The sequence below is a fragment of the Pseudobutyrivibrio sp. JW11 genome, assembly GCF_900115355.1.
In the GTDB taxonomy this organism is placed as follows: domain Bacteria; phylum Bacillota; class Clostridia; order Lachnospirales; family Lachnospiraceae; genus Pseudobutyrivibrio; species Pseudobutyrivibrio ruminis.
The window spans coordinates 133353-156250 of record NZ_FOWB01000003.1 but is presented as its reverse complement, the minus strand read 5'-3'; the positions used below and the strand labels follow the sequence as shown (position 1 = coordinate 156250).

At 40.0% G+C, this 22898-nt stretch carries 17 protein-coding genes; 1 reads left to right on the top strand and 16 read right to left on the bottom strand.

The features are described 5' to 3' along the window. Nucleotides 1-21: 21 nt before the first annotated feature. From BM102_RS04540 to BM102_RS04480, 13 genes are all read right to left on the bottom strand, one after another. Nucleotides 22-1614: a response regulator gene (locus BM102_RS04540; RefSeq protein ID WP_090479342.1), complete on the bottom strand. Its 1593-nt coding sequence runs from the start codon at nt 1612-1614 to the stop codon at nt 22-24. Between the two features lie 5 nt (nt 1615-1619). Further along, complete coding sequence (locus BM102_RS04535) at nt 1620-3110, bottom strand: sensor histidine kinase (RefSeq protein ID WP_242942904.1); 1491 nt, start codon at nt 3108-3110, stop codon at nt 1620-1622. After that, on the bottom strand, nt 3103-4149 hold the full coding sequence (locus BM102_RS04530; RefSeq protein WP_090479339.1) for a sugar ABC transporter substrate-binding protein: 1047 nt from the start codon (nt 4147-4149) through the stop codon (nt 3103-3105). The genes BM102_RS04535 and BM102_RS04530 overlap by 8 nt, the downstream gene beginning before the upstream one ends. A 42-nt stretch (nt 4150-4191) precedes the next feature. Continuing rightward, complete coding sequence (locus BM102_RS04525; RefSeq protein WP_090479335.1) at nt 4192-5202, bottom strand: hypothetical protein; 1011 nt, start codon at nt 5200-5202, stop codon at nt 4192-4194. A 130-nt stretch (nt 5203-5332) separates the two neighbouring features. Next, nucleotides 5333-6202, bottom strand: a complete 870-nt coding sequence (locus tag BM102_RS04520) for a CPBP family intramembrane glutamic endopeptidase (protein ID WP_049960355.1) — start codon at nt 6200-6202, stop codon at nt 5333-5335. A gap of 26 nt (nt 6203-6228) precedes the next feature. Then, nucleotides 6229-8685, bottom strand: a complete 2457-nt coding sequence (locus tag BM102_RS04515; protein ID WP_090479332.1) for a glycogen/starch/alpha-glucan phosphorylase — start codon at nt 8683-8685, stop codon at nt 6229-6231. A gap of 117 nt (nt 8686-8802) precedes the next feature. Continuing rightward, entirely contained in the window at nt 8803-11958 is a 3156-nt protein-coding gene (ileS, locus tag BM102_RS04510) for an isoleucine--tRNA ligase (RefSeq protein ID WP_090479331.1), read from the bottom strand. Between the two features lie 98 nt (nt 11959-12056). Further along, a complete protein-coding gene (locus BM102_RS04505; protein ID WP_090479328.1) occupies nt 12057-12632 on the bottom strand; it encodes a DUF4190 domain-containing protein in 576 nt (191 codons plus the stop codon). 123 nt (nt 12633-12755) lie between these two features. Beyond that, nucleotides 12756-13559 (bottom strand): enoyl-CoA hydratase-related protein, encoded by an 804-nt coding sequence (locus BM102_RS04500; protein WP_044937166.1) that lies wholly within the window; start codon nt 13557-13559, stop codon nt 12756-12758. 79 nt (nt 13560-13638) lie between these two features. After that, nucleotides 13639-16221 carry a bifunctional diguanylate cyclase/phosphodiesterase gene (locus tag BM102_RS04495; protein WP_090479325.1) on the bottom strand — a complete coding sequence of 861 codons (2583 nt, stop codon included), beginning with the start codon at nt 16219-16221 and terminating at the stop codon, nt 13639-13641. Further along, entirely contained in the window at nt 16221-16892 is a 672-nt protein-coding gene (locus BM102_RS04490; protein ID WP_044937162.1) for a DUF6320 domain-containing protein, read from the bottom strand. The genes BM102_RS04495 and BM102_RS04490 overlap by 1 nt, the downstream gene beginning before the upstream one ends. Beyond that, nucleotides 16892-18139 (bottom strand): condensation domain-containing protein, encoded by a 1248-nt coding sequence (locus tag BM102_RS04485; RefSeq protein WP_044937160.1) that lies wholly within the window; start codon nt 18137-18139, stop codon nt 16892-16894. Before BM102_RS04485 ends, BM102_RS04490 begins: the two co-directional genes overlap by 1 nt. Before the next feature lie 12 nt (nt 18140-18151). Further along, on the bottom strand, nt 18152-19069 hold the full coding sequence (locus tag BM102_RS04480) for an alpha/beta hydrolase (RefSeq protein WP_242942903.1): 918 nt from the start codon (nt 19067-19069) through the stop codon (nt 18152-18154). Nucleotides 19070-19279: 210 nt separating this feature from the next. On the opposite strand from BM102_RS04480, the gene BM102_RS04475 reads away from it, so the two are divergent. Next, complete coding sequence (locus BM102_RS04475; RefSeq protein ID WP_090479322.1) at nt 19280-19471, top strand: YjfB family protein; 192 nt, start codon at nt 19280-19282, stop codon at nt 19469-19471. A 291-nt stretch (nt 19472-19762) separates the two neighbouring features. Here BM102_RS04475 and BM102_RS04470 read toward each other — a convergent pair whose 3' ends face one another. From BM102_RS04470 to hisA, 3 genes are read right to left on the bottom strand one after another with little or no spacing between them, the layout of a single operon-like run. Continuing rightward, nucleotides 19763-20830: a GntR family transcriptional regulator gene (locus BM102_RS04470; protein WP_090394274.1), complete on the bottom strand. Its 1068-nt coding sequence runs from the start codon at nt 20828-20830 to the stop codon at nt 19763-19765. A 2-nt stretch (nt 20831-20832) separates the two neighbouring features. Beyond that, a complete protein-coding gene (locus BM102_RS04465; protein ID WP_090394273.1) occupies nt 20833-22047 on the bottom strand; it encodes an LL-diaminopimelate aminotransferase in 1215 nt (404 codons plus the stop codon). Nucleotides 22048-22070: 23 nt separating this feature from the next. Next, complete coding sequence (gene hisA / locus BM102_RS04460) at nt 22071-22859, bottom strand: phosphoribosylformimino-5-aminoimidazole carboxamide ribotide isomerase (RefSeq protein WP_090394272.1); 789 nt, start codon at nt 22857-22859, stop codon at nt 22071-22073. Nucleotides 22860-22898: the final 39 nt, after the last annotated feature.

Genomic DNA, 22898 nt, shown 5'->3' with positions numbered 1-22898 from the left:
ATTATTCACCCCAATAAATTATTAGTTACATTTCGCGTAGTCTGTAGGTGTCTTTCCAGTATACTTTTTAAAGTTACGTGAAAAGTAGTTTGGATCCGGATATCCTACCTCCGCTGATATCTCCTTCATGGACTTGCTAGTTGTCTTAAGCAGCTTTTTGGCCGCCTCGATACGTAGCTTTGTAAGATAGTCGATGAAGTTCTCACCTGTCTCCTCTTTAAATACCTTTGAAAAATAATATGAACTGATATTAACCATTCGAGATATATCATCGAGAGTTAATTCCTTCATATAGTTTTCATCTATGTATTGCCTTGCTTTATTGACAACACTCATGGACTGCTCTTCCTGCTTGTTTGCCACCCAAACAGCAGCAGCCTTCATCTTTTCAATAAACCAATGCTTTACTTCGTTTAATCCCCCAAGATTCAATAGCTCTGACAAATAATTTGCCCTGCTTTTAAACTCGTATACACGAGCTGTCTTTTCATATGATAGATGCTCCGCCCAAAGAACGAACTCCAAGCATTTCAATCGAACACTGTCATTATCATTTGCGTAGTTTTCTTCCATCCACTCAAAGAACGCCTGTGATAATGCCACCGTCTCATTAACATTTCCAAGGGATATTTCATTAAACAAACGCTTTTCCAAATCCATTGGATAGCTTTCCTCGTACTGACATGCAACAGGCATATCATCCACGTGAGCTACGTGGCTTGTGGTTGCTATCAACACTGAGTTTGCTTCCTCATAGGATTCCGCCATTCTATCCAGCGGCTTTACAGAGCCAAATCCAATTCGGAAATCCATATCGAATCTATCTGAAAGCTTCCTGCAAAGGGCTCTAGCACTTTCCACCACATTATTTCTTTCATTATATGGCAATGTATTGCTATCTGTTGGAATAAGGATTGGTATTTTATTAGACATTACCGCACCCATAATTCCTTTTATATAGTCCTCTGTTATGGTATGAATCTCTCGATATGATTTCTGAGCTTGAATGGAAACCGCTACAGCACTGGTCATGTAGTTTCCAACCATCTCTCTACCAAATACCATGCAAGCCATGTATCCATATTCCGAATCAATTCCAAGCAGAGTTTTGTAATTATCAATATCCTCTTTAAAGTATTCCTTAAAAAGCAAATCCTGAATCAAACCATTTTCAATAATTGGCACTACAGTCTCCAGCTTTTCTCTAACTCGAAGGTCGTTGCTTCGCTTTGCTCGTTCACCATCAATTTGCCCCATGGCTTTATTTAGAATATTGATGATTCCATCTCTACTAACCGGTTTGTTTAGGTAGTCCAAAACCCCCAGGGAAATAGCTTCCTTGGCATAATCGAATTTGTCGTACGCAGTCATTACTATAAATACGATATGATTGTTGGTCTTTCGAATTTCTCGCATAGCTTCGATGCCGTTGATGCCAGGCATCTGAATATCCATAAAGGCTATATCCGGCTGATACTCTTCTGCAAGCTCAATGACCTGTCTACCGGTTTTGGCTGTTCGAATATCGCACTTGCTTCCGAATTCCTTTTCTATTATGAATTTCAATGAATCGATGACTATTCCCTCGTCATCCGCCAACATTATTTTATACATTACATTTATTCCTTCTCATAATCCTTCTTTGGAAGATAAAGAATTGTCTCCGTTCCCATCTTTTCTCCCTCAGATATAATATCTAATACATCTTCGCTTTCGTAGAAGATGTTAAGACGCTCAATACAGTTATTTAATCCAACTCCGTTGGATGTTGATTTAGCTGGATTGCTCTTGTATGTGCCATCCAAAACCTGCTCAATCTTTTCCTGTGTCATTCCAATGCCATTGTCTTTGATGCTGACACATATATAGTCCCCCAGCTCGTACACAGAAAGCTTGATTTTCTTGGTCCAATCAATGTTTCTAAGTCCATAGTTGATGCTGTTTTCAACAATAGGCTGAAGTATCATACTAGGTATCTTTACCCCGAGAAGCGACTCATCAATCTCCTTGGTGAACTGGATTTCCCCTGCGAATCTTACATTTATGATGTAAATGTAGATGTCTACCAGCTCAATTTCCTCACGTAATGATACAACGTCCTTGTTCTTTTTGATGTTGTATCTAAAGAAATCGGCCACTCTTTGAATGTAATTGCTGGTCCGGTCTGCCCCCTCCATCATGGCAAGCTGGGCGCCAGCATTCAAAGTATTAAACAAGAAATGTGGATTAATCTGTGCCTGCAAGTATCGAAGCTCTGCATCCTTAATATGGTTTTCCATTATAAGCTCGTTTTCCTTGAGGCGACGTTCCACTTCCATAGATTCACGAAGCTTTTCGATATAGTTCTTTATAGATACCACCATTTTGTTGAATGCTTTTGTTACTACGCCAACCTCATCATTGCTTTTAACAGGTAGAAGCTCTACATTGAAGTCTCCCTGCGACACGCTGTTGGCTGTGGCAGCCAGCTTTATAAGTGGGTCTGCAATAGTTGATGCGATAAGTACTACGAAAAACAAATTGGCAATACCGATAACGACAAGTGTTAAAATATTCAGCTCTTCAAGAGTTTGAAGGGCGGTCATCATAGCTCCGTATGATTTAGAGTTGTTGATGAACTGCTGATTGTTGAGGTTTGTAATGCTGGTATCTATGTAGCCATATGTTCTGGCAGCCTCCTCATAGATACTCTTATATTTTTCTACATTACCACCACGTTTACTTTCAACTGCCTGATTGGTAAGCTCCAGGTAGTTTTCCGACATATTTTTGATATTTCTCTCAAGGACTCTGTTTTCATTATCATCCTTGTTGTCATCCAGATTATCTACTAAATCAGAATACTCTTCTTCGTAAATATAGTACTGTTCCAAAGCATCACTGGTTTTGGTATTTAGATAGCCTGCTGTGGCATTCTGCAAACGGTCCAGGCTCTCACTTAAATCGTTCAGCGTATTATTGCTGGCGTAGATAACATCCAGAGAGTTGAGCATCTGGGCAGTTCCCAAGTACAGCATCATGTTTACAAGGAACAGCAGTACCGTAGGAATACAAAATGACATAATCATCTTTTGTCTGAGGGAGATAGATTTTCGCTTGATCCTACTCATTTTCTACCTCCTCCATCGCTTCATCGATGTTGGTGGCATCGATTACATTTGCGTCAACACTGATGTAATCAGATACATATCCTGCATCTCTATATTCGATATATGCTTCTGCTGCAGATACACCAATGCTCTGTGCATCCACATATACTGTGCTAAGAATTACCCCCTGTTTAATTCCAGTAAGAATTGTAGGTGAAACATCACTTCCTAAAAGCATTATCTGACCAACTTTGTTGTAGTCAATCATGGCCTGATAAAAGCTTTCGGTGGATTCCTGGTCAAGACAGATTACAACTGGCGCCAAATCATTTTCCTTAAAGAGATTTTGGATATACTCCTCATTTGCAAAAGCATCCTTGCTTTCAACTGTACGTACTTCAAAATCCAGGTTTCCATTTGGCAGTTCGCGGCCGTCCAAGGCTGACTGCATATTATTAACAAAAGCACTAGCCTCCGTAGGATTGACTGTATTTCCAGCTAAAACCATTACTTTCTTTTGCTTTACAAGATTTGCAGCTAAAGTCTCTCCATATAGACTGGCGATAGTATAGCTATTAGCCCCGATATAGCTGACACGATTTGCCATATCGATATCTGACTCCAGTGTGAATACAGGAATATCTGCATGCTTTGCCTTTGCCACCATTTCAGCTGTCTCTGGTGAATCGTCTCCCTCTAGTAAAATGGCATCACAATTGGATTCGATGGCCATCTCCATATACTCCGCCTTGGTATATGATTTGTCGATACTGGTAGAGAGCATATCTACATACACGCCCTGTTCAGCGCCATATTCCTTGGCAGATTTATAAACCTCTTGCCAAAAGTCCGATGAATCATTTGAAGAAATCATAATTACATAGGAATCGTACTGCTCATACTCCGCCTCAGCCAATAATTCCTTGGCTTCATCCATGCGTTGCTGATAGATTCCTATACTGATAACCGTAGCTATAAACATAAAAGCAACAGCACAACCTGCTGCAATAGCAAGTGCACTGTTGCTCTTTAATCTTCTTTTGCCCCCGAATATTTTCATATCATTAAACCCACCTAAAATACTTAGGTCAATTATAGCAGATTAGGTGGCAAAATCAACGTGCTGAACACTTCCGGCATGTCCGTCTGACTCATGTAAAAAGATACCTGTCTCACGCATAGCAGCCATTGCTTTGTGTTCATCATCATGCTGCACAAAATCTGTTCCTACACGGCCAAGATAGATTGCTCCCACATCAGACTGTTTTAATGTGTAAAGCTCCATATCTCCTTTTTCATTCATAGTCCAAACTCTAAGCTTTTCGAAGATACTATCATTTTCATCAATCCATCCGTTACAATCCTCATCAAAGATTTCAAGCTCTTTAAAGCCATCTCCTGTCGTTGCTCCAAACAGCTCCTTTCCATCATTGATTTCGCCGTCTTCATTTCTATCAAGTGCCAGGAAACCTGAGCCAGCTTCCAACTGATGAAGATTATCCTTTTCCCCGTCTCCATCCAAGTCAAAATAGAAAGGCTGATCTGCAACTTTTGTTGGACGGTCATTGAGATTAACCACCAATGGATCAATATATCTTACAAAGTTTTCCTCAACAGATTTAAACTCCTCCTTAAATGATTCTGACATTGCAAAACCATAATTAAAATTCAGATGTCTTCCATCTGCAGTAACCGCTGTACCCACAGCCGAGTATGCAAGCTCCTGGCTTTCACTGTATTCGTAGTTGATTGTGGTTGTTTGATAATATCCCTCATTGCTTTTAAAGATTTCCTGCAGAATGTTTTTAAACTCAGAATTATCGCCAAATATCTTGCTCATCAGTATGGCTCTGAGCAAATAATGCATTGTCTGCATTCTGGTTTGCATATTTGCAACCACTGACTCTACAGGAGCTTTTTCTCCTGCTTCCTGCACCTCCCCGTTCTGATTTAATTCATAGTTCAGAGATGAAAGGAATCCTTCTCCATCATCTGCCATCACCACATTGCCCAGCTTGATTGCTGGCCGGATAGTGTCCTCATACTCCACTTTCGTTGATGCAGTGAAAGTACTTTTTGCGGCCATTTTGACCTCAGAATTTTGAATTACCATGCTCTTTCCTCCTATAAATGAAATTTAATTTATAAAGGGAAAGTCCGTTTTCCTTATCACAGTTTTCTAGTAAAAAGAAAAACCAGGAAGGCGTGCCTTCCTGGTCCTGTGATTATTATCGTCCGTGTAATTATATATCGGCTGTAAATTCCTTTTCCTTAACAGATGAAGCCCCTTTTCTGAGAAGAATTATTGAAACATAAGTAACAACAAGGGAACCCAGCATCCATAAGAAAAATCCGATAACCGTATCACCACCGTATGGCAAGAAATCTGAGCCATAGGTGCCAATCAAGTTGAATATCATATGGATAATAATTGTAACAAATATATTGTTGTATAAGTGCATTACATAGCCCATTCCAAGTCCAAGGACAAATGCGTAGCAGCCTTGGATTGCATTCATATGGAAGGCACCAAAGAGGATTGCCTGCACAATGATTGCAAGGTAATATGGCATAACCTTTTTAGCTGCGCTAAATGTAACACCTCTGAAAATAAGCTCCTCGCATATTGGTGCAAGAATAACTGCATATATGCCCATGATAAGTGTAAGGCTGTCATCCAGGCCTGCAGTCTCCATAAGCTCTTCGTATTCCTCAAGCCATGATGGAAATGCACTAGCTAATGCAGCTGTAAGGTAGTTGCTAACGTATTGCATTCCTAAGCAAAAGAGCAACACGCCTGCTATTGTAGCTGGAACATTCTTTGATACCTCTGATAGCTTAGTCTGCTTATCATCACTAAATATCTTCTTCTGCACGAATGTAAAAATGATGATTCCAGCAACAGCATATATGATATAAAGAACATTTGCTCCATCCGATAGCATTGCATCTACAAGCGCATTAACAAGATCTTCGTAGGTACTGCCATTAAATGTAGCAAGTACATAAGTAACGATTGCTTGAATTACGAATAAGCTGGCTCCAACCTGCAAAACAAATGCAAGAATACATGGAATAAATATCCAAGGTATATATTTTCTTTTGTCATTCATAGTCTGTAAACATTCCTTCTAGGCACTTATTTCAAATCAAGCTTATCCAAGTGCCAAATATCATCTACATACTCCTGGATTGTTCTATCTGATGAGAACTTGCCAACATGAGCTACGTTTTCAAGTGCCATCTTTGCCCATTTATATTTATCCTTGTAAGCCTCCTGAATCTTTTCATGAGTCTCACAATAAGATGCGAAATCCTCTAAAACAAAGTATGTATCAGCCTTTGCTGTACACTGTGTATTTAAAAGAGAATTGTAAAGTGGGCGGAACAATTCCGGATTATCAATACTGTAATTGCCATTTACAAGCTGCTGCAATACCTTTTGAATGTGATGATTTCCATTCATAACATCTACTGGATTGTAGTCGTTATTCTTTTCGTGAGCAATTACCTCATCTGAGCTCATACCGAAGATATAAATATTCTCTCCGCCAAGCTCCTGGTACATCTCTACATTTGCACCATCCATTGTACCGATTGTAACGGCACCATTAAGCATGAACTTCATGTTTCCAGTACCAGATGCTTCCTTTGAAGCTGTAGAAATCTGTTCTGAAACATCTGCTGCTGCAAATATCCATTCAGCATTTGATACACGATAATCTTCAATAAAGACAACCTTGATTTTGTCGTCGATTGACTTATCGTTGTTGATTACCGCTGCTACATTGTTTATCAGCTTGATGATAAGCTTTGCATTTTCATAACCTGCAGAAGCCTTAGCACCAAAGATAAATGTAGTTGGATAGAAGTCCATCTCTGGATTTTCCTTAATCTGATTGTAGAGATACATTACATGAAGAATATTTAAAAGCTGACGCTTGTATTCATGTAATCTCTTAACCTGAACATCGAAAATCGAATTAGGATCAACTTCGATTCCATTATGCTCTAATATATACTTAGCCAGACGCTTTTTGTTATCGAGCTTGATATCCATAAACTCATCAAGAGATTTCTTGTCATCAACAAAGCTCTCTAACTTCTTCATCTGAGATAAGTCTGTAATCCAACCACGGCCAATCTTTTTGATTACCCAATCTGAAAGCTTATAATTGCCATGCATCAAGAAACGACGCTGAGTAATACCATTGGTCTTGTTATTGAATTTCTCAGGATACATTTCGTAGAAATCATGAAGAGATACGTTCTTCAAAATCTCTGTATGAAGAGCTGCAACACCGTTAACACTGTAGCTTGCGGCGATTGCCATGTGTGCCATCTTGACCTGGTCGTCTGCAAGGATTGCCATACGATGTACTCGCTCCTCGTCACCAGGGAACTTGGCTCTGATTTCATCACAGAATCTGCGGTTGATTTCCTCAACGATCATAAAGACACGTGGAAGCAATCTCTTGAAGATATCCTGTGGCCATTTTTCAAGAGCCTCTGACATGATGGTGTGGTTTGTGTAGGCAACACAGTGTGTTGTAATCTCCCACGCCTCATCCCAGCCTAAGCCATGTACATCCATAAGGATACGCATAAGCTCAGCAACTGTCAGGGTTGGGTGAGTATCATTCATCTGGAATACAACCTTTTCAGGAAGCTTCTTGATATCCTTGTGATAACGCAAATACTTTGCAAGAGCTCTCTGAATAGATGCAGATACAAAAAAGTATTGCTGCTTTAATCGAAGCTCTTTACCCTGAATATGATTGTCGTTTGGATAAAGAACCTCAGTAAGGTTTCTTGCAAGGTTCATATCCTCAACCGCTCTGCTGTAGTCACCCTTTTCAAATGAGTCAAGTCTGAACACTTCCTTTGGTTTGGCATCCCAAATCATAAGAGTGTTAACCATACCATTATCAAAACCAGTGACAGGTAAATCATAAGGTGTAGCTATTACAGCATTATATCCCTCATGAATATACTTTGTTGTGCCATCTGGCTGACTATCATAGCGAACCCATCCGCCAAATCTAACTTCAAATTCATACTCGGTACGCTGAAGCTCAAATGGGTATCTAGTCTGAAGCCAATTATCAGGAACTTCCTGCTGATAGCCATCCTCAATCTTCTGCTTGAACATACCATAGTGATATCTAATACCGCAGCCATAAGCTGGGTACTGTAAAGTTGCAAGAGAGTCAAGGAAGCACGCAGCAAGTCGACCAAGACCACCATTTCCAAGTGCTGGATCTGGCTCCTGGTCTTCTACTTCATTTATATCAACCCCTAATTCATCCAGGGCATCCATAACCTCTGTATATCCACGCATATTAATCATGTTGTTTCCAAGAAGTCGACCAATCAGAAACTCCATAGACATGTAATATACGCACTTTGGATCCTGCTGCACAAATGATTTTTGAGTAGTGAGCCAGTTATCAATTACCACGTCGTTGACAACTTCGGCGCAAGCTCTATAAATCTCCTCCTTAGTTGCCATCTCAAAGTCCTTACGGAACATAGTCTTGACGCGGCCTACTATCTCCTGCTCAATCTCTCTTGTGCTTGGCATCTGTCTCTTCATATCTCAAAACCCCTCCTATACACCCGCTGGTTACGCCCACAAGCCTTCATATACTCCGCTCGACACATGTCTCGCTTGAGTATATAAAGAGCTTGTGGTCTACCAGCTACTTATACATTACTTACGAGTTACAGATAACTTAACGGCTTCACCGTTGATGTTCCACTCTTTAACGAGGGAGCCTTCTGAACCCTCTGCGATTTCATCAGCGAGAACCTCACCTGCAATAAGCTCTTTGTTCTTAGCGAAGATTTCGTTAGCCTTTGGTGTTCCGGCATACGCTACTGTGATGCGGTCCATAACTTCGAAATCAGCTTCCTTACGCATTGTCTGAATCTTTGAAACGATTTCACGAACAAAGCCTTCCTCAAGAAGCTCTTCTGTAAGGTTTGTATCAAGAACTACTGTTACATAGTTGTCTCCATCTGCTACGAAGCCTTCTGTCTGAGCCATAGAGATAAGTAAGTCTTCCTCTGCAAGCTCGATAGATGCATCAACCTCAGGCAATTTAATAACCCCATTTGCCTTAAGCTCTGCATATGCTGCGTTTCCATCAAGTGATGAAAGTGCCTTCTGGATGCCACCCAAGAACTTACCATACTTAGGTCCTACTGTACGAAGCTGTGGCTTGAATGAGTATGATGTGAATGCTGAAACATCCTCTGTGAATGTAGCCTTCTTGACATTAAGCTCATCCTCGATGATGCTAACGTACATTTCATCAAGCTCATGCTCAGCCTTGATGTACATCTGACCGATTGGCTGACGGTTCTTGATGTTGGCTGTATTTCTACATGCACGACCGTGAACTACGATCTTTAAGAGCTCATCCATATCCTCCTCAAGCTTCTTGTCAATGAATGATTCATTAACAGTTGGGAAGTCGCAAAGGTGGATTGACTCTGGTGCAGTCTTGTCTACTGAGCGAACCATGTTCTGATAGATTTCTTCTGTCATGAAAGGAATCATAGGTGCTGCTGCAAGTGAGATATCCTTTAAGCATGTGTAAAGTGTCATGTAAGCATTGATTTTGTCCTGCTCCATGCCCTTTGCCCAGAATCTATCACGGCAACGACGAACATACCAGTTAGATAAGTCATCTACGAACTCATCAAGAGCTCTAGCTGCCTCTGGAATCTTGTATGAACCAAGGTTGTCATCAACAGCCTTGATTGCTGAGTTGAGACGAGAAAGAATCCACTTATCCATAACTGCAAGCTTGCTGAAATCAAGCTCGTACTTTGTAGGATCAAACTCATCAATGTTTGCATATAAGATATAGAAAGCGTATGTATTCCAAAGTGTTCCAAGGAACTTTCTCTGGCCTTCCATAACTGCATTCTCACCAAATCTCTTTGGAATCCATGGTGCTGAAGATGTGTAGAAGTACCATCTGATTGCATCTGCTCCCATTTTCTCAAGTGCGTCAAATGGATCAACAGCATTGCCCTTAGACTTAGACATCTTCTGTCCGTTTTCATCCTGAACGTGACCAAGTACGATAACGTTCTCATATGGTGCCTTATTGAAGAGGAGTGTTGATTCTGCCATAAGTGAGTAGAACCATCCACGGGTCTGGTCAACAGCCTCAGAAATAAACTTAGCTGGGAACTGCTGCTCAAATACCTCTTTATTCTCGAATGGATAATGGTGCTGAGCAAATGGCATAGCACCTGAATCGAACCAGCAGTCGATAACTTCTGGTACACGCTTCATTGTGCCCTTACACTCAGGACATGTGCATGTAACCTCGTCGATGTATGGACGGTGAAGCTCGATTGTCTCTGCGTCAGCACGTCCTGAAAGCTCTGCTAATTCCTTGCGGCTACCGATTGAAATCTGCTTCCCACAGTCTGGACACTCCCAGATGTTGAGTGGAGTTCCCCAGTAACGGTTACGAGAGATACCCCAATCCTGAACGTTCTCAAGCCAATCGCCGAAACGTCCCTTACCGATTGATTCTGGAATCCAGTTTACAGTGTTATTATTCTTAATCAGGTCATCCTTAACTTCTGTCATCTTGATGAACCATGACTCTCTAGCATAGTAAATAAGTGGAGTGTCGCATCTCCAGCAGTGTGGATACTCATGCTCAAACTTTGGTGCTTCAAAAAGCTTGCCTTCAGCATCAAGATCCTTAAGTACGTTAGGATCTGCATCCTTAACGAACTGACCAGCATATGGTGTCTCAGCTGTAAGCTCACCCTTACCATCTACGAACTGAACGAATGGAAGGTCGTATTTACGTCCAACCTTTGCATCGTCCTCACCAAATGCAGGAGCGATATGTACGATACCAGTACCATCTGACATAGTAACGTATGTATCACATGTAACGAAGTGTGCCTTTTTATGCTGCTTTGTAGCTGCAACGCCAGCGCACTCGAAAAGTGGCTCATACTCTTTGTACTCAAGGTCTGTACCCTTATATGTCTCAAGTACTTCGTATGCCTTTTCGCCTTCTTCAGCAAGCTTGCCTAATACTTTGTCTGCAAGTGCTTCAGCAAGAATATATGTATATCCATCAGCTGCCTTTACGCGGATGTATGTCTCATCTGGGTTAACGCAAAGTGCAAGGTTTGATGGAAGTGTCCAAGGTGTTGTTGTCCAAGCAAGGAAGTAAGCATCCTCACCTACGATTTTGAAACGAACGATTGCTGAACGTTCCTTAACTGTCTTGTATCCCTGTGCAACTTCCTGCGCAGAAAGTGGAGTACCACAACGTGGGCAATATGGAACGATTTTAAAGCCCTTGTAAAGGAGCTTCTTGTCCCAGATAGTCTTGAGAGCCCACCACTCTGACTCGATGAAATTGTCATCATATGTGATATAAGGATTGTCCATATCTGCCCAGAAACCTACTGTGCCAGAGAAATCCTCCCACATTCCTTTATATTTCCATACAGATTCCTTACATTTCTTAATGAAAGGCTCCATACCGTATTCTTCGATCTGTTCTTTTCCATTGAGGCCAAGAAGCTTTTCAACTTCAAGCTCAACTGGAAGACCATGTGTATCCCAACCAGCCTTACGAGGAACGAACTTGCCCTTCATAGTCTGATATCTAGGAATCATGTCCTTGATTGCACGAGTCTCAACATGCCCAATGTGAGGCTTACCGTTTGCTGTTGGAGGGCCATCATAGAATGTGTATGTCTCTCCTTCTTTTCTTGAATCCATTGATTTCTGGAAGATATCATTTTCCTTCCAGAACTTTTCTACCTGCTTCTCCCTTTCAACGAAGTTCAGGCTTGCGTCTACCTTGTTGTACATATAAAAGTAATTCCTTTCTAGAGGATATCCTTTCTCGTCAGATATCCCTTCTCTTATTTAAATATGCCAAAAAGTGCTAAAAGCACCTCTAACCAAAATTATAATGTATCATCCTCATCCAATGAATGAAGCTCGTCCTCTAATATCTGATTGTCATCTAGATAATTGTCTAAGTAATCTTCATCGTACTCTTCGTAATACTGAAGAATATCTTCACTTGCGTCATAAATGTTTGCAATATTTGCAATAATAACTACGTAGCAAACACAGCAAAGAACAATGCTTATAATTGATGTGACAATACCTGCAATAGCGAGGCCTTGGTTCCCCTTTTGTCCTTTTGCCTGTGATAAATAAATGCAACCAAGAACTATTGAAACCAAAGCTAATAAAATATTAAAGAATGATAAGAATAACAGCAAAGCAATGATGCCTAACACCAATGATGCTATAGCTAAGCCATTATCTGCCTTTTTAGGAGGCTGCTGATAATAGTATGCTTGCTGATTATATCCGTAGTTTGGATTGTTGTATTGATTATTAAATTGATTATTGTACTGATTGTTGTACTGGTTATTGTACTGACTATTATTGTACTGATTGTTATTTTGGTTGTTTGTATTCTGCTGTGATGACTGTTCATTTTCATCTTCAAACATGTAATCGTTACCCATAATATCTCCTAAATTATATAATTAACCTAATCTTAATTATGATAACTGTTTATGCCCTATTTTACAAGCAAAACCAAAAAAACCACCCTTTTTGCAAGGGTGGTAAAAAATCAATTAATTTTATTAAAAATCTGTAAGATTTGCAGCACGTCTCTCAAGGAATGCACCCATGCCCTCTGCCTTGTCGTGTGTAGAGCATGTAATACCGAAGAGGTTAGCCTCCATCTCAACTGCATTCTTGATGTCCATGTCGTAACCATTGTTGATTGCAGCCTTTGCAATAGAAACAGCGTAGCTTCCCTTTGAAGCAATCTTCTTAGCCATTTCCTTAGCTGTGTTCATAAGCTCTTCCTTAGCAACAACCTTGTTTACAAGACCAATTCTGTATGCCTCGTTTGCATCGATTGAATCGCAAGTGAAGATAAGCTCCTTAGCGCGTCCCATACCAACAAGACGAGCAAGTCTCTGTGTGCCACCGAAACCTGGGATAATTCCAAGGCCTGTCTCTGGCTGACCAAATGTAGCATTGTCAGCAGCGATACGGATATCGCAAGCCATAGAGATTTCGCAACCACCGCCAAGTGCAAAGCCGTTAACAGCAGCGATTGTAACCTGTCTCATATTCATAAGCTTAAAGAATGGAACTGAAGCCTTCATACCAAATGCACGTGCCTCAGCTGCTGTGAAATTAACCATCTCAGAGATGTCTGCTCCAGCAACAAATGACTTGTATGGGTTATCCTTCTTATCAGGACCGCCTGTAAGGATAAGAACCTTTACATCGTCTCTTGCTTCGATTTCTGTTAATGCAACATCAAGCTCATCGAGAGTCTCGCTGTTAAGTGCATTAAGTGCTGCTGGACGAGAGATAGTAAGTACCGCAATCTCATCAGCAACTTCAAGCTTTAAATTGTTAAATTCGCTCATAGTAATCCTCCTCTTTGTGGGGCATTCCCCTTCGATTTTTCATGATTACTATATTAGAGCATTGTTAAAGTTTTGTCAATCATTTTTGTTTCCTATTTTTAATTATTTCTTTCATCTTCTTTTTGTTCTCGTACATAGCAGAATCTGCCCTGTCAAAAACGTCGGAAACAAATCTGTCTTCCTTGCTAAATTTCGCCCAGCCAACAGCCATTGTCACGCTATTAGCCTTATCGTTTCTTTTATTGGCCCTATCAATTTTGCCAAGTCTGTTTTCAATCATTTCATAGTCTTTGCCCTGTGCTATAGCAACAAATTCATCACCGCCAACTCGATATACAGGGCTTCTAGAAAAGGCGTCGCACAAAATCATACAGCCTTCTTTTATATAATCATCACCAGCCTGATGTCCCAGGTTGTCGTTAACCTGTTTTAATCCGTTTAAATCGCAAACAATAATGGCAAATTTTACCTCAACTCCTGCCTGTATTTGTGTGTTTAAATGATCCTCCTCATCAACGTATGCTCTTTTATTTTTAACACCTGTAAGCTGGTCTTTTGTAGCTCTTTCCTCTGCTTCAATAAGCGAAGTTGCATATTCTCTTTCTTGAACCACCTGCTTTTCGATGTTCATAACACCTACAATAAGGCGTGCTTGGTTGTCTTCTTGTATGAGGGTTGCTTTCAAGCACCAGTGAACAACCTGGTTTTCAACTATCACTCTATATTTGTATACAAAGATTCCATCCTCTTCTATTCTTTTAAGAACAGTTTTTTTATCAAAGACCTTTAAAAAGTCCTTAATGTCATCTGGATGGAAAGTGTGCCAAACATTTCGTGCAGTCTCCTCAAAGAAATCTTCACCCTTCATCGCCAGATTAAGCCTTCCATATTCTTCTGAGGAATTATAGCTGACATAATTATTAGTGACAGGATCAACAGAGTAGATGTTTATAAAATCACCAGACAACGCCATGATACGAGAATAAGCTTTTCTCTCTTCCTTAATCTTTTCATAAGCTTCACGCTGTTTCATCTGATCATCAACATTATTGACACCAATCAGAATATAATTATCGTCTTCTCTAACCTTTACTGCCTTCAAGTTGACATATGTAGGTTCACCGTTCAATAAACGTCTATAGGTTATTGAAAACGTACCATTCTTCTCTAGGCTCTTTATGATTTTATCCTTGGTAAAGGATTTATTCATCATATCTATATCTTCAGAACAGATTCTGCTAAAGAAGTTGTTCAAAGATTTATTAAAGAAATCCGTTCCTTTCTTTTCAACAGATACATCTCTATTGAGGCCATCCGGATTGTATTCCACAAACTCATCAGTATCCATATTTACATAGAAAAGATTAATATAATCCTCAGATAAAGCTCGCGCTATATAGTTGTATGTAAGAGTGTCTGCCTGATTTATCTTTTCTCCAATTTGAAGAATTACAATAGCAACTGCTGCCACCTTAGTAACCGGATTCACCGCTACTCTCTGCAACAGTATTTGAATCGTTTTTTCATGTCTTGTTCTATCATCAAAGATTACCCTTTTCCCATCTTTAGCACATTTACGTATCGCATTTACGGTATATTCTCCAGCACTTTCTTTTGCATTTTCTTTGACTTTGTAGATAAAATCTCTTCCTTCAATTCCGGAATTTGAATATAAGAAATCTCTAAAGGCCTGGTTTTCTCTAATAATTTTTATAACATCATCATTGGATTCAACAATCGCAACTGGAAATGTGTCAAAATAATTATCCAAGTCTCCATTCAATCTTGCGAAAGAAATGTCATAGAGATTAATCTTTCCTATGGCTGCATAATACTCAGTTTCCTTCGGATTCTCAAAACCAATTGCCGTTCCTTTTTCATAACGTTCAAGAACTTGGCTAACTGAAATAGGCTTGCAGTAATAGAATCCCTGCATACGACTACATCCAATTTCATTTAAAAAGTCAACCTGTTCTGCTGACTCAACGCCCTCTACTGCAGTCTCCATACCTAGTGACATAGCCATTCTGACAAATTCAGTCAAAATAATTCTAGCGCTTTCACTATTAGCAATTTGTCTTACGAAGAATATGTTTATTTTTAAAAGATCAAAATGCATCAACTGAAGCACAGCTGGCGCAGCATCTCCACTGCCATAATCATCAAGCCAAATCTGGAATCCCAGCTCCTGCAGCTGTTCCAATTGAGAAAGGATAAAGTTATCCCTTGGATTAATAGCATCTTCAGAGACAGAAATAGCTATCATATGCTTTGATATTTTAGATTTTTCCACTCTTGTTGCTATTTCATCTACAACATCACAAGTATAAAAGTCCACTTGTGAAAGATTAACTGATGTAGGAACAACAAAAAGACCTCGCTTTAGCTGCTCTTCCATTTTTTCCAGTGTTCGTTCCAGCACAAATAAGTCCAGCAAATGGACTTTATTTACTGCCTCCATAGTAGGAACAAAATCGATTGGATTGAGCATACCAAAGACAGGGTCTTCCCATCTAACAAGCGCTTCCTCACCGCAGACTCGACCATTAGATGTACGAATTATTGGTTGATAGTACACCTCAATCCAGCCCTCAGAAAGCGCTCTGTCGATATTGTCAACAATGTATTTATTTTTGTTAAACTCTTCCCCGAATACTCCCATTAAACGTTTAGTCTCCTTTGGATTTCGCCAACCACTTCACGTCCTTTGAATATTATTGCGCCTACAAAGAGAATAACGCTCACCAGCAAGCATATAATCCATACTAGAGGACAATCTCTTTCAGCAAAATAAAATACAATGTAAGGTAAAATTCCAACCACTAAATTGGTTAGAAGATATACCATTGAATTTCCATTTTTATCAAGCATCGCCAAAACAAAATTTGCAATCAGAGTACCCATGATTACAATAGGCGCTACCCATTCAGCTATAACCCATAACTGGCCTATATAGTATGATGTAATTCCCAACATACCTAAGACAATAAATACAAACAGCGTCATTATTCTTGATGAACTAATACCTTTTTTGAATAATCGCATGATGCCAAATTCAAAAACAATGAGCCACATGGCCACAATCAAGCTCCAATGTATGTGAGCAAGTGCTGGCCAAAGCTTTACACCAAAGAGAAAATCTACCCCTAAGCTTGCAATTACAATGGCCCAAATGATAAACAATTGAACCTTGTAAAAAAATGATTGTAACTGAAGTGTAGTCTGCTTTGGAAAATAAGGAGCCTCTGCTTCTCCATTTAACTTACTTTGGCATAGTGGACATTTTTTAAGGTTGCCACCTACCTCTATCTTACAATAAGGACAGTTCTTCATTATCGAATCACCTCCGTAGCATAAACTCTAATGTTAATTCCCTCGTCCGTCAGTCCGCGTACCAGGTTCTTAACAACTCTGGTGTTGGAATAAGGTGATGATATTCCAAGTGACAAATCCCCATTGTAGCTAGACATTGTAGAGAAAAGATTTCCTGAGCTACAGAATGCACTGTAGTTCTGAACCTGCTCTGCCACTTCCTTTGGTGGTTTCTGAACTCCCAAATTAGAAAGAACCATTGAAACCTTTTTATCTGTAATCTTTGAGCCATAGCGAACAACCCACTGCTTTATAAAAAGTGGAACTGCTCGAACTGGAGCTACATACTCCATGGTCTCAAAGTTATCCATCTGTTTTTTAATGTTTTCCTCAGTAAGATTTGCCTTAAGCTTTTCATCGAATTCTTTAACCAAATCTTCAAATGAAATATCCTCATCAAAAACATGCGAAACATTAACATTATTGAAGAAGTTTCTGGATGTCTGACTTGGATAGTAATTTCTAAGGTTTACAGGCATCGACACATTTATAGGAGTCTTGCGCTTTCTAGGTGGCATATCCTCCATGATTGCCAGCATGAATCTGGCGCCGATGTAGCTTGTGAGGGATACTCCAAGTTCCTTTGCCTTTGGTAGCAACTGCTCTGTAGGCATGTGAACCTCGAAAAACTGAAGCTGATCGTATGGAAGCTTTAATCCACTTGGATGATATGCGTACTTAAGGGATGAACCTTTAAGTCCCATACTACCAAAGAACTGCTTGTAACTATCCTGATTCAAGTCATCCTCTGACGCTCCAGAGTGGATAGTTGTCTCCTCGTATCTTCCTGGATATTTTAGCTTTAAATAATCCAAAACTATGATATTTAAAAACTCTAATGCACCTGTTCCATCAGAAATTGCATGGAACAAATCTAGATTAATTCTCTTGCCGTAATAAGTAACTCTGTAATGAAGCATTGGCCTGCCAGGAACATAAAGAATCGGACAAACTCTTCCGTGTTCTTCTGTAACAACTGGCTGAATATCTGTGTCCTCCATATAGTGCCAGAAAATGCCTCGGCGAATTCTCACCTGGAACTGTGGTCTTATTTGAATTGCAGAAAGCACTGCTTCCTGAAGTAAATCTGGATCAATATCCTCCCATAATGTACAGCTGACCCTAAGAGTTCGCGTATCTCTCTTAGCTGCAGTCGCCAAAAAAACCTTTGCGACATTGTCAACCTTATACCAATTATCTCTACTCATTCTCTCTTGTCCTTACTCATATATTACACTCGTGACGAACCGTGACAGACGTTTCATAGCTCGCCCAGCCATTGGCAATGGCATTTGCTGATACACATGCCATCCGTCTTTTTCGGTATCTAAAGTCACCTGTGCGCCAGCCTTATGAATCTTTTTTGACAGCTGTGCGCTATCCTCATAAAGGATTTCATTTTTACCAACCATAATAAGAGTTGGTGGAAAATCCTTGAAATCTCCATATAAAGGGCTGTATTTTGCATCAGCCTTATCTGCCTTCGCACCTATGTAAGCATCTCTCACTCCCTCCACATAATCCTTTGTAAGGATTGGATCCCTATCTTTGCAGGATTCGTAGGATGAAGATGTAGCTGTCATATCTGTCCATGGGCTAAACAACAACATTGCCTTAGGCCCAATTCGACCTTCTTCTATAAGCTTTTGTGTCATACACAATACAAGATTTCCTCCTGCTGAATCTCCTGAAAGAAGAATCTGTTTTGCTCCATAGCCCTGCTGCACAAGATGATTCCATACAACCATTCCATCATCCAAAGCAGCTGGATATTTGTTTTCAGGGGCGAGTCTATACTCGAACGAGACTACAGAAAAGCCTGTGGATATAGCTAATTTTGCTGCAAGAATCCTTGCATAACCTAAACCGCCGCAAGTATATCCACCGCCATGAGCATATAAAATTATGTAATTTGGATTATGGGCCAAATCCGGTTTAACCCATTCACAAGAAACGCCCTCTGCAATGAAGCTTTCTACAGTAAACCCATCGTTTGGAGTAGCAAGCTTACTTGCCAATTCCATGGAAGATCTTTGCTTTTTAAGGTCCTCCTGGGTAAGTGATTTACCGCCAATAGAGTTAACAGCTTTGATTGCTTTCATCAAAGGATCGTTCAAATTAATTTTTAGTATAGCCATGTTTCCCCTCTAATTATAACTATGTTTATTATAATTATTCTTTTTTCATTTTTCTACAGTGCACATAAAAACTACACTTATTTCTCACACTTCTGCATAATTCACAGTTTGTTCACATATTAGTCACAATTTGGCACCAAATAAAATATAGCAAATGATACACTTAAATAGAAATGAAAAAGATTCAGTCTTTTTTAGGGGAGGCGCCATATGGATATAGCCGAAATTTCTATGAGCCTAAGTCAAAATCAGTTAATGTCAGCAGTGGGGACTGCTATGCTCGGTAAGACATTAGATCTTGTAGAAGGACAGGGTCAGGCGCTAGCAGAGAGTATGAATACTCCTTCACTAGAGAGCTTGGTCTATCCCACTTCCGGCACCATGATAGATGTGCGCGTATGAGTTAATTTAATGTATTTGGTGTTTTTATTAAAGCTGGTACGATGGTACCAGCTATTTGTTTGTAGCGTATTTAGTTACATGCATTAACATATTTCTATTATTTCACACCATCGGTCAGCAATTCACAAATACTATTTTTATTTTGCATTCTTTATTCACATATTTTCCATTGTTCCTTCAGAAATTGATTGTATTATAATTACATCGCAAGACAGAAGCGATGAACCATTTTTTTCATAACATTATTCTCCCTTTTTAAAAAAGACGCCCCGCCGGCGTCTTTTTTACTGCTTAAAAACATGATTTTCTTTCTATTACTTTTGGCTCCAATAATATGTGAGCTTCTTTTTTCGAAATGCTTCCGTCAATGAGTCCAAGCAAGGTCTGGGCAGCTTTCTTGCCTAATTCCTCCTGTGGATGAGCAATTGTGGTGATACCTTTGCTGTGTGCAAGCAGAGAGTTGTCAAACCCTGTCACCGAAATATCATGAGGAACATTTCTGCCTATATTGGTCAAGCCCTTTATTACATCTGCTGCTATTTCATCGTTATAGCAAACTACTCCATGACAAGGAATTCCATTTTCAAAAATCCTGAGAAGCCCTTCCATAGGCTTTGTAGATTTATCCTTTGTGTGATACCACACAACTAAATCAGGATCATAGGCAACGCCTGCAGAAGCCAATGCTTTTACATACCCCTTGTGTCGAAGAATCCCCTGTGTATCATCTGCCTTGAAAATGCCTGCAATCTGTCGATGTCCTAAACCAAGCAAATGCTCTGTGATAAGCTTGCCGCCTTCCACATCATCAAGCATTACATAAGGCCTGTCCATCATAGCCTCATAGCATCCCTGAATAAATACATAAGGGATTCCCATTGCATCCATTTGCTCATAAAGCACCTGGTGTTGGCAGCTAATGGCGCTTTGGCTAGGTTCAATAATCATGCCGTCAATGTTTTTAGACAAAAGCTCTTCCATACACCAAGCCTCACCCTTACGGGAATTGTTGGTGGTTTTAAGAAGGATACTATATCCGTTTTCATCCAGGACCTGATTGATACCCTGAATAACTCTCGGGAAAATATAATCCGACATGTAAGTCGAAACCACAGCAATATTTTTGCTGTGGCCTCTTTTTGTTTTGGGACGTGCAACAAAGGTTCCGCTTCCATGACGTGCATAAAGATAGCCTTCAGAAATAAGCTGTCCTATGGCTTTTCGTACCGTTTGTCTACTAACACCATACTTTGCGGCCAGCTCATTTTCCGAAGCAATCTTTTCATCCACTCCATATTTGCCGGAATTGATTGCCTTTTTTATGTCTTTAATTATTAGTTCATACTTAGTATTAACCATATTTATAAGTTTTTGATTCGCTCAATAGCTCTAACTGTATTTTCAGCTGAACCAAAAGCAGTAAGTCTAAAGTAGCCCTCACCTGATGGTCCAAAGCCAGCACCTGGTGTTCCAACGATTTGAACATTCTCAAGAAGATAATCAAAGAAATCCCATGATGTCATGTTGTCAGGTGTCTTTAACCAAATATAAGGAGCATTAACTCCACCATATACCTGATATCCAGCATCCTTAAGACCAGTGTAGATTGTCTTGGCATTGTTCATGTAGAAGCCGACCTGCTGCTTAATCTGAGCCTGACCTTCTGCAGAGTAAACTGCCTCTCCTGCTCTTTGGATGATGTAAGGTGCCCCGTTGAACTTTGTACCGTGACGACGAGCCCACATACCGTGAAGTGACACACCATCATAAACAAGATCCTTTGGCACTACTGTGTATCCCAAACGAACGCCAGTAAAGCCTGCATTCTTTGAGAATGAATGAATTTCGATAGCGCAAGTCTTTGCACCAGTACATTCATAAATAGAATGAGGAACATCTTCCTCTGAAATATATGCTTCGTATGCTGCATCAAAAATGATGAGACATTTGTTTTTGTTTGCATAGTCAACCCAAAGCTGAAGCTGGCTCTTTGTAAGAGTAGTTCCTGTAGGGTTGTTTGGAAGACATAGATAGATTACATCTGGTGTCTCCTTTGGAAATTCTGGAACGAAATTGTTCTCAGCTGTTGTTGGCATGTAGATAAGATCTGACCACTTGCCAAGAGTAGCATCATATGTGCCACATCTTCCTGCCATAACATTTGAATCTACGTAAACTGGATAAACCGGATCACAAACAGCGATTTTAACATCTGCTGCAAATAATTCCTGAATATCAGCTGAATCTGATTTTGCTCCATCCGAAACAAAAACTTCATCTGCTGAAATATCACAGCCTCTGCTTTGATAATCATTCTTTGCAATAGCCTCACGTAGGAATGAATATCCTAAATCTGGAGCATAACCATGGAAGGTTTTAGCGTCTCCCATTTCATCAACTGCACTGTGAAGTGCGTTAATCATAGCTGGTGCAATTGGTTGTGTTACATCGCCAATACCAAGTCTGATTATATCTGCATTTGGATTAGCTTCTTGATATGCAGCTACTTTTTTTGCGATTGTAGAGAATAGATAGCTGCCTGGGAGTTTTTGGAAATTTGTGTTTACTTTAAACATGTGTACCTTCCTTTGTTGCCTTATTACCTAGTTACAATTCGTTTCACTATTCTTTCGTAGGATAAATCTCCGCCAAATAAATCCAGGCATGAGCCTACAGTGAAATCCATATTATTATCAGATAGATAGCTAATGAGTTCTATATCTCCGTAATCTGATACTCCGCCTGCATATGTAATTGGAACACGCTTGTAACCTGATAAAAAACCAACTAAATCCCTATCAATACCGCTCTGTCTTCCCTCCACATCTGCTGCATGAATCAAAAACTCATCGCAATAGTATGCAAGTCTATCAAGGAAATTGTATGTGATAATCTCCTTGGAAACCTTCTGCCATCTGTCTGTAACAATGACATATTTATCATCTATTCTGGTACAAGATAAATCCAGAACCAAATGCTCTCTTCCAACGACCTCTGATATGCGCTTCAAAGCATCGTAATCGACTCTTCCATCGTTAAAAACAAAAGAAGTAACAATAACATGGCTGGCACCAGCAGATATAAAATCTCTAGCGTTTTTATCATCTACTCCGCCACCATACTGCATTCCACCAGGATATGCTCTAAGAGCTTCCATAGCTTCTTCCTTTGAAGCCTCATACTCTGGTGTGCCTTTCATATTCAGATTGATGATGTGTCCGCCTCTAAGATCATCTGACTTGTAAAGGTTCGCAAAATAAGCTGCTCCTTTATCCGCTACAAAATTCTCCTTCGGCTGACCATCTGCTTTCCCCAAATCTGAAATAGTTGAACCAACAATTTGCTTTACCTTACCGTTGTGAATGTCAATGCATGGTCTGAATTTCATCTCATTTTCCCCCAAGTGTCAATATAAGTGTGTCAAAGC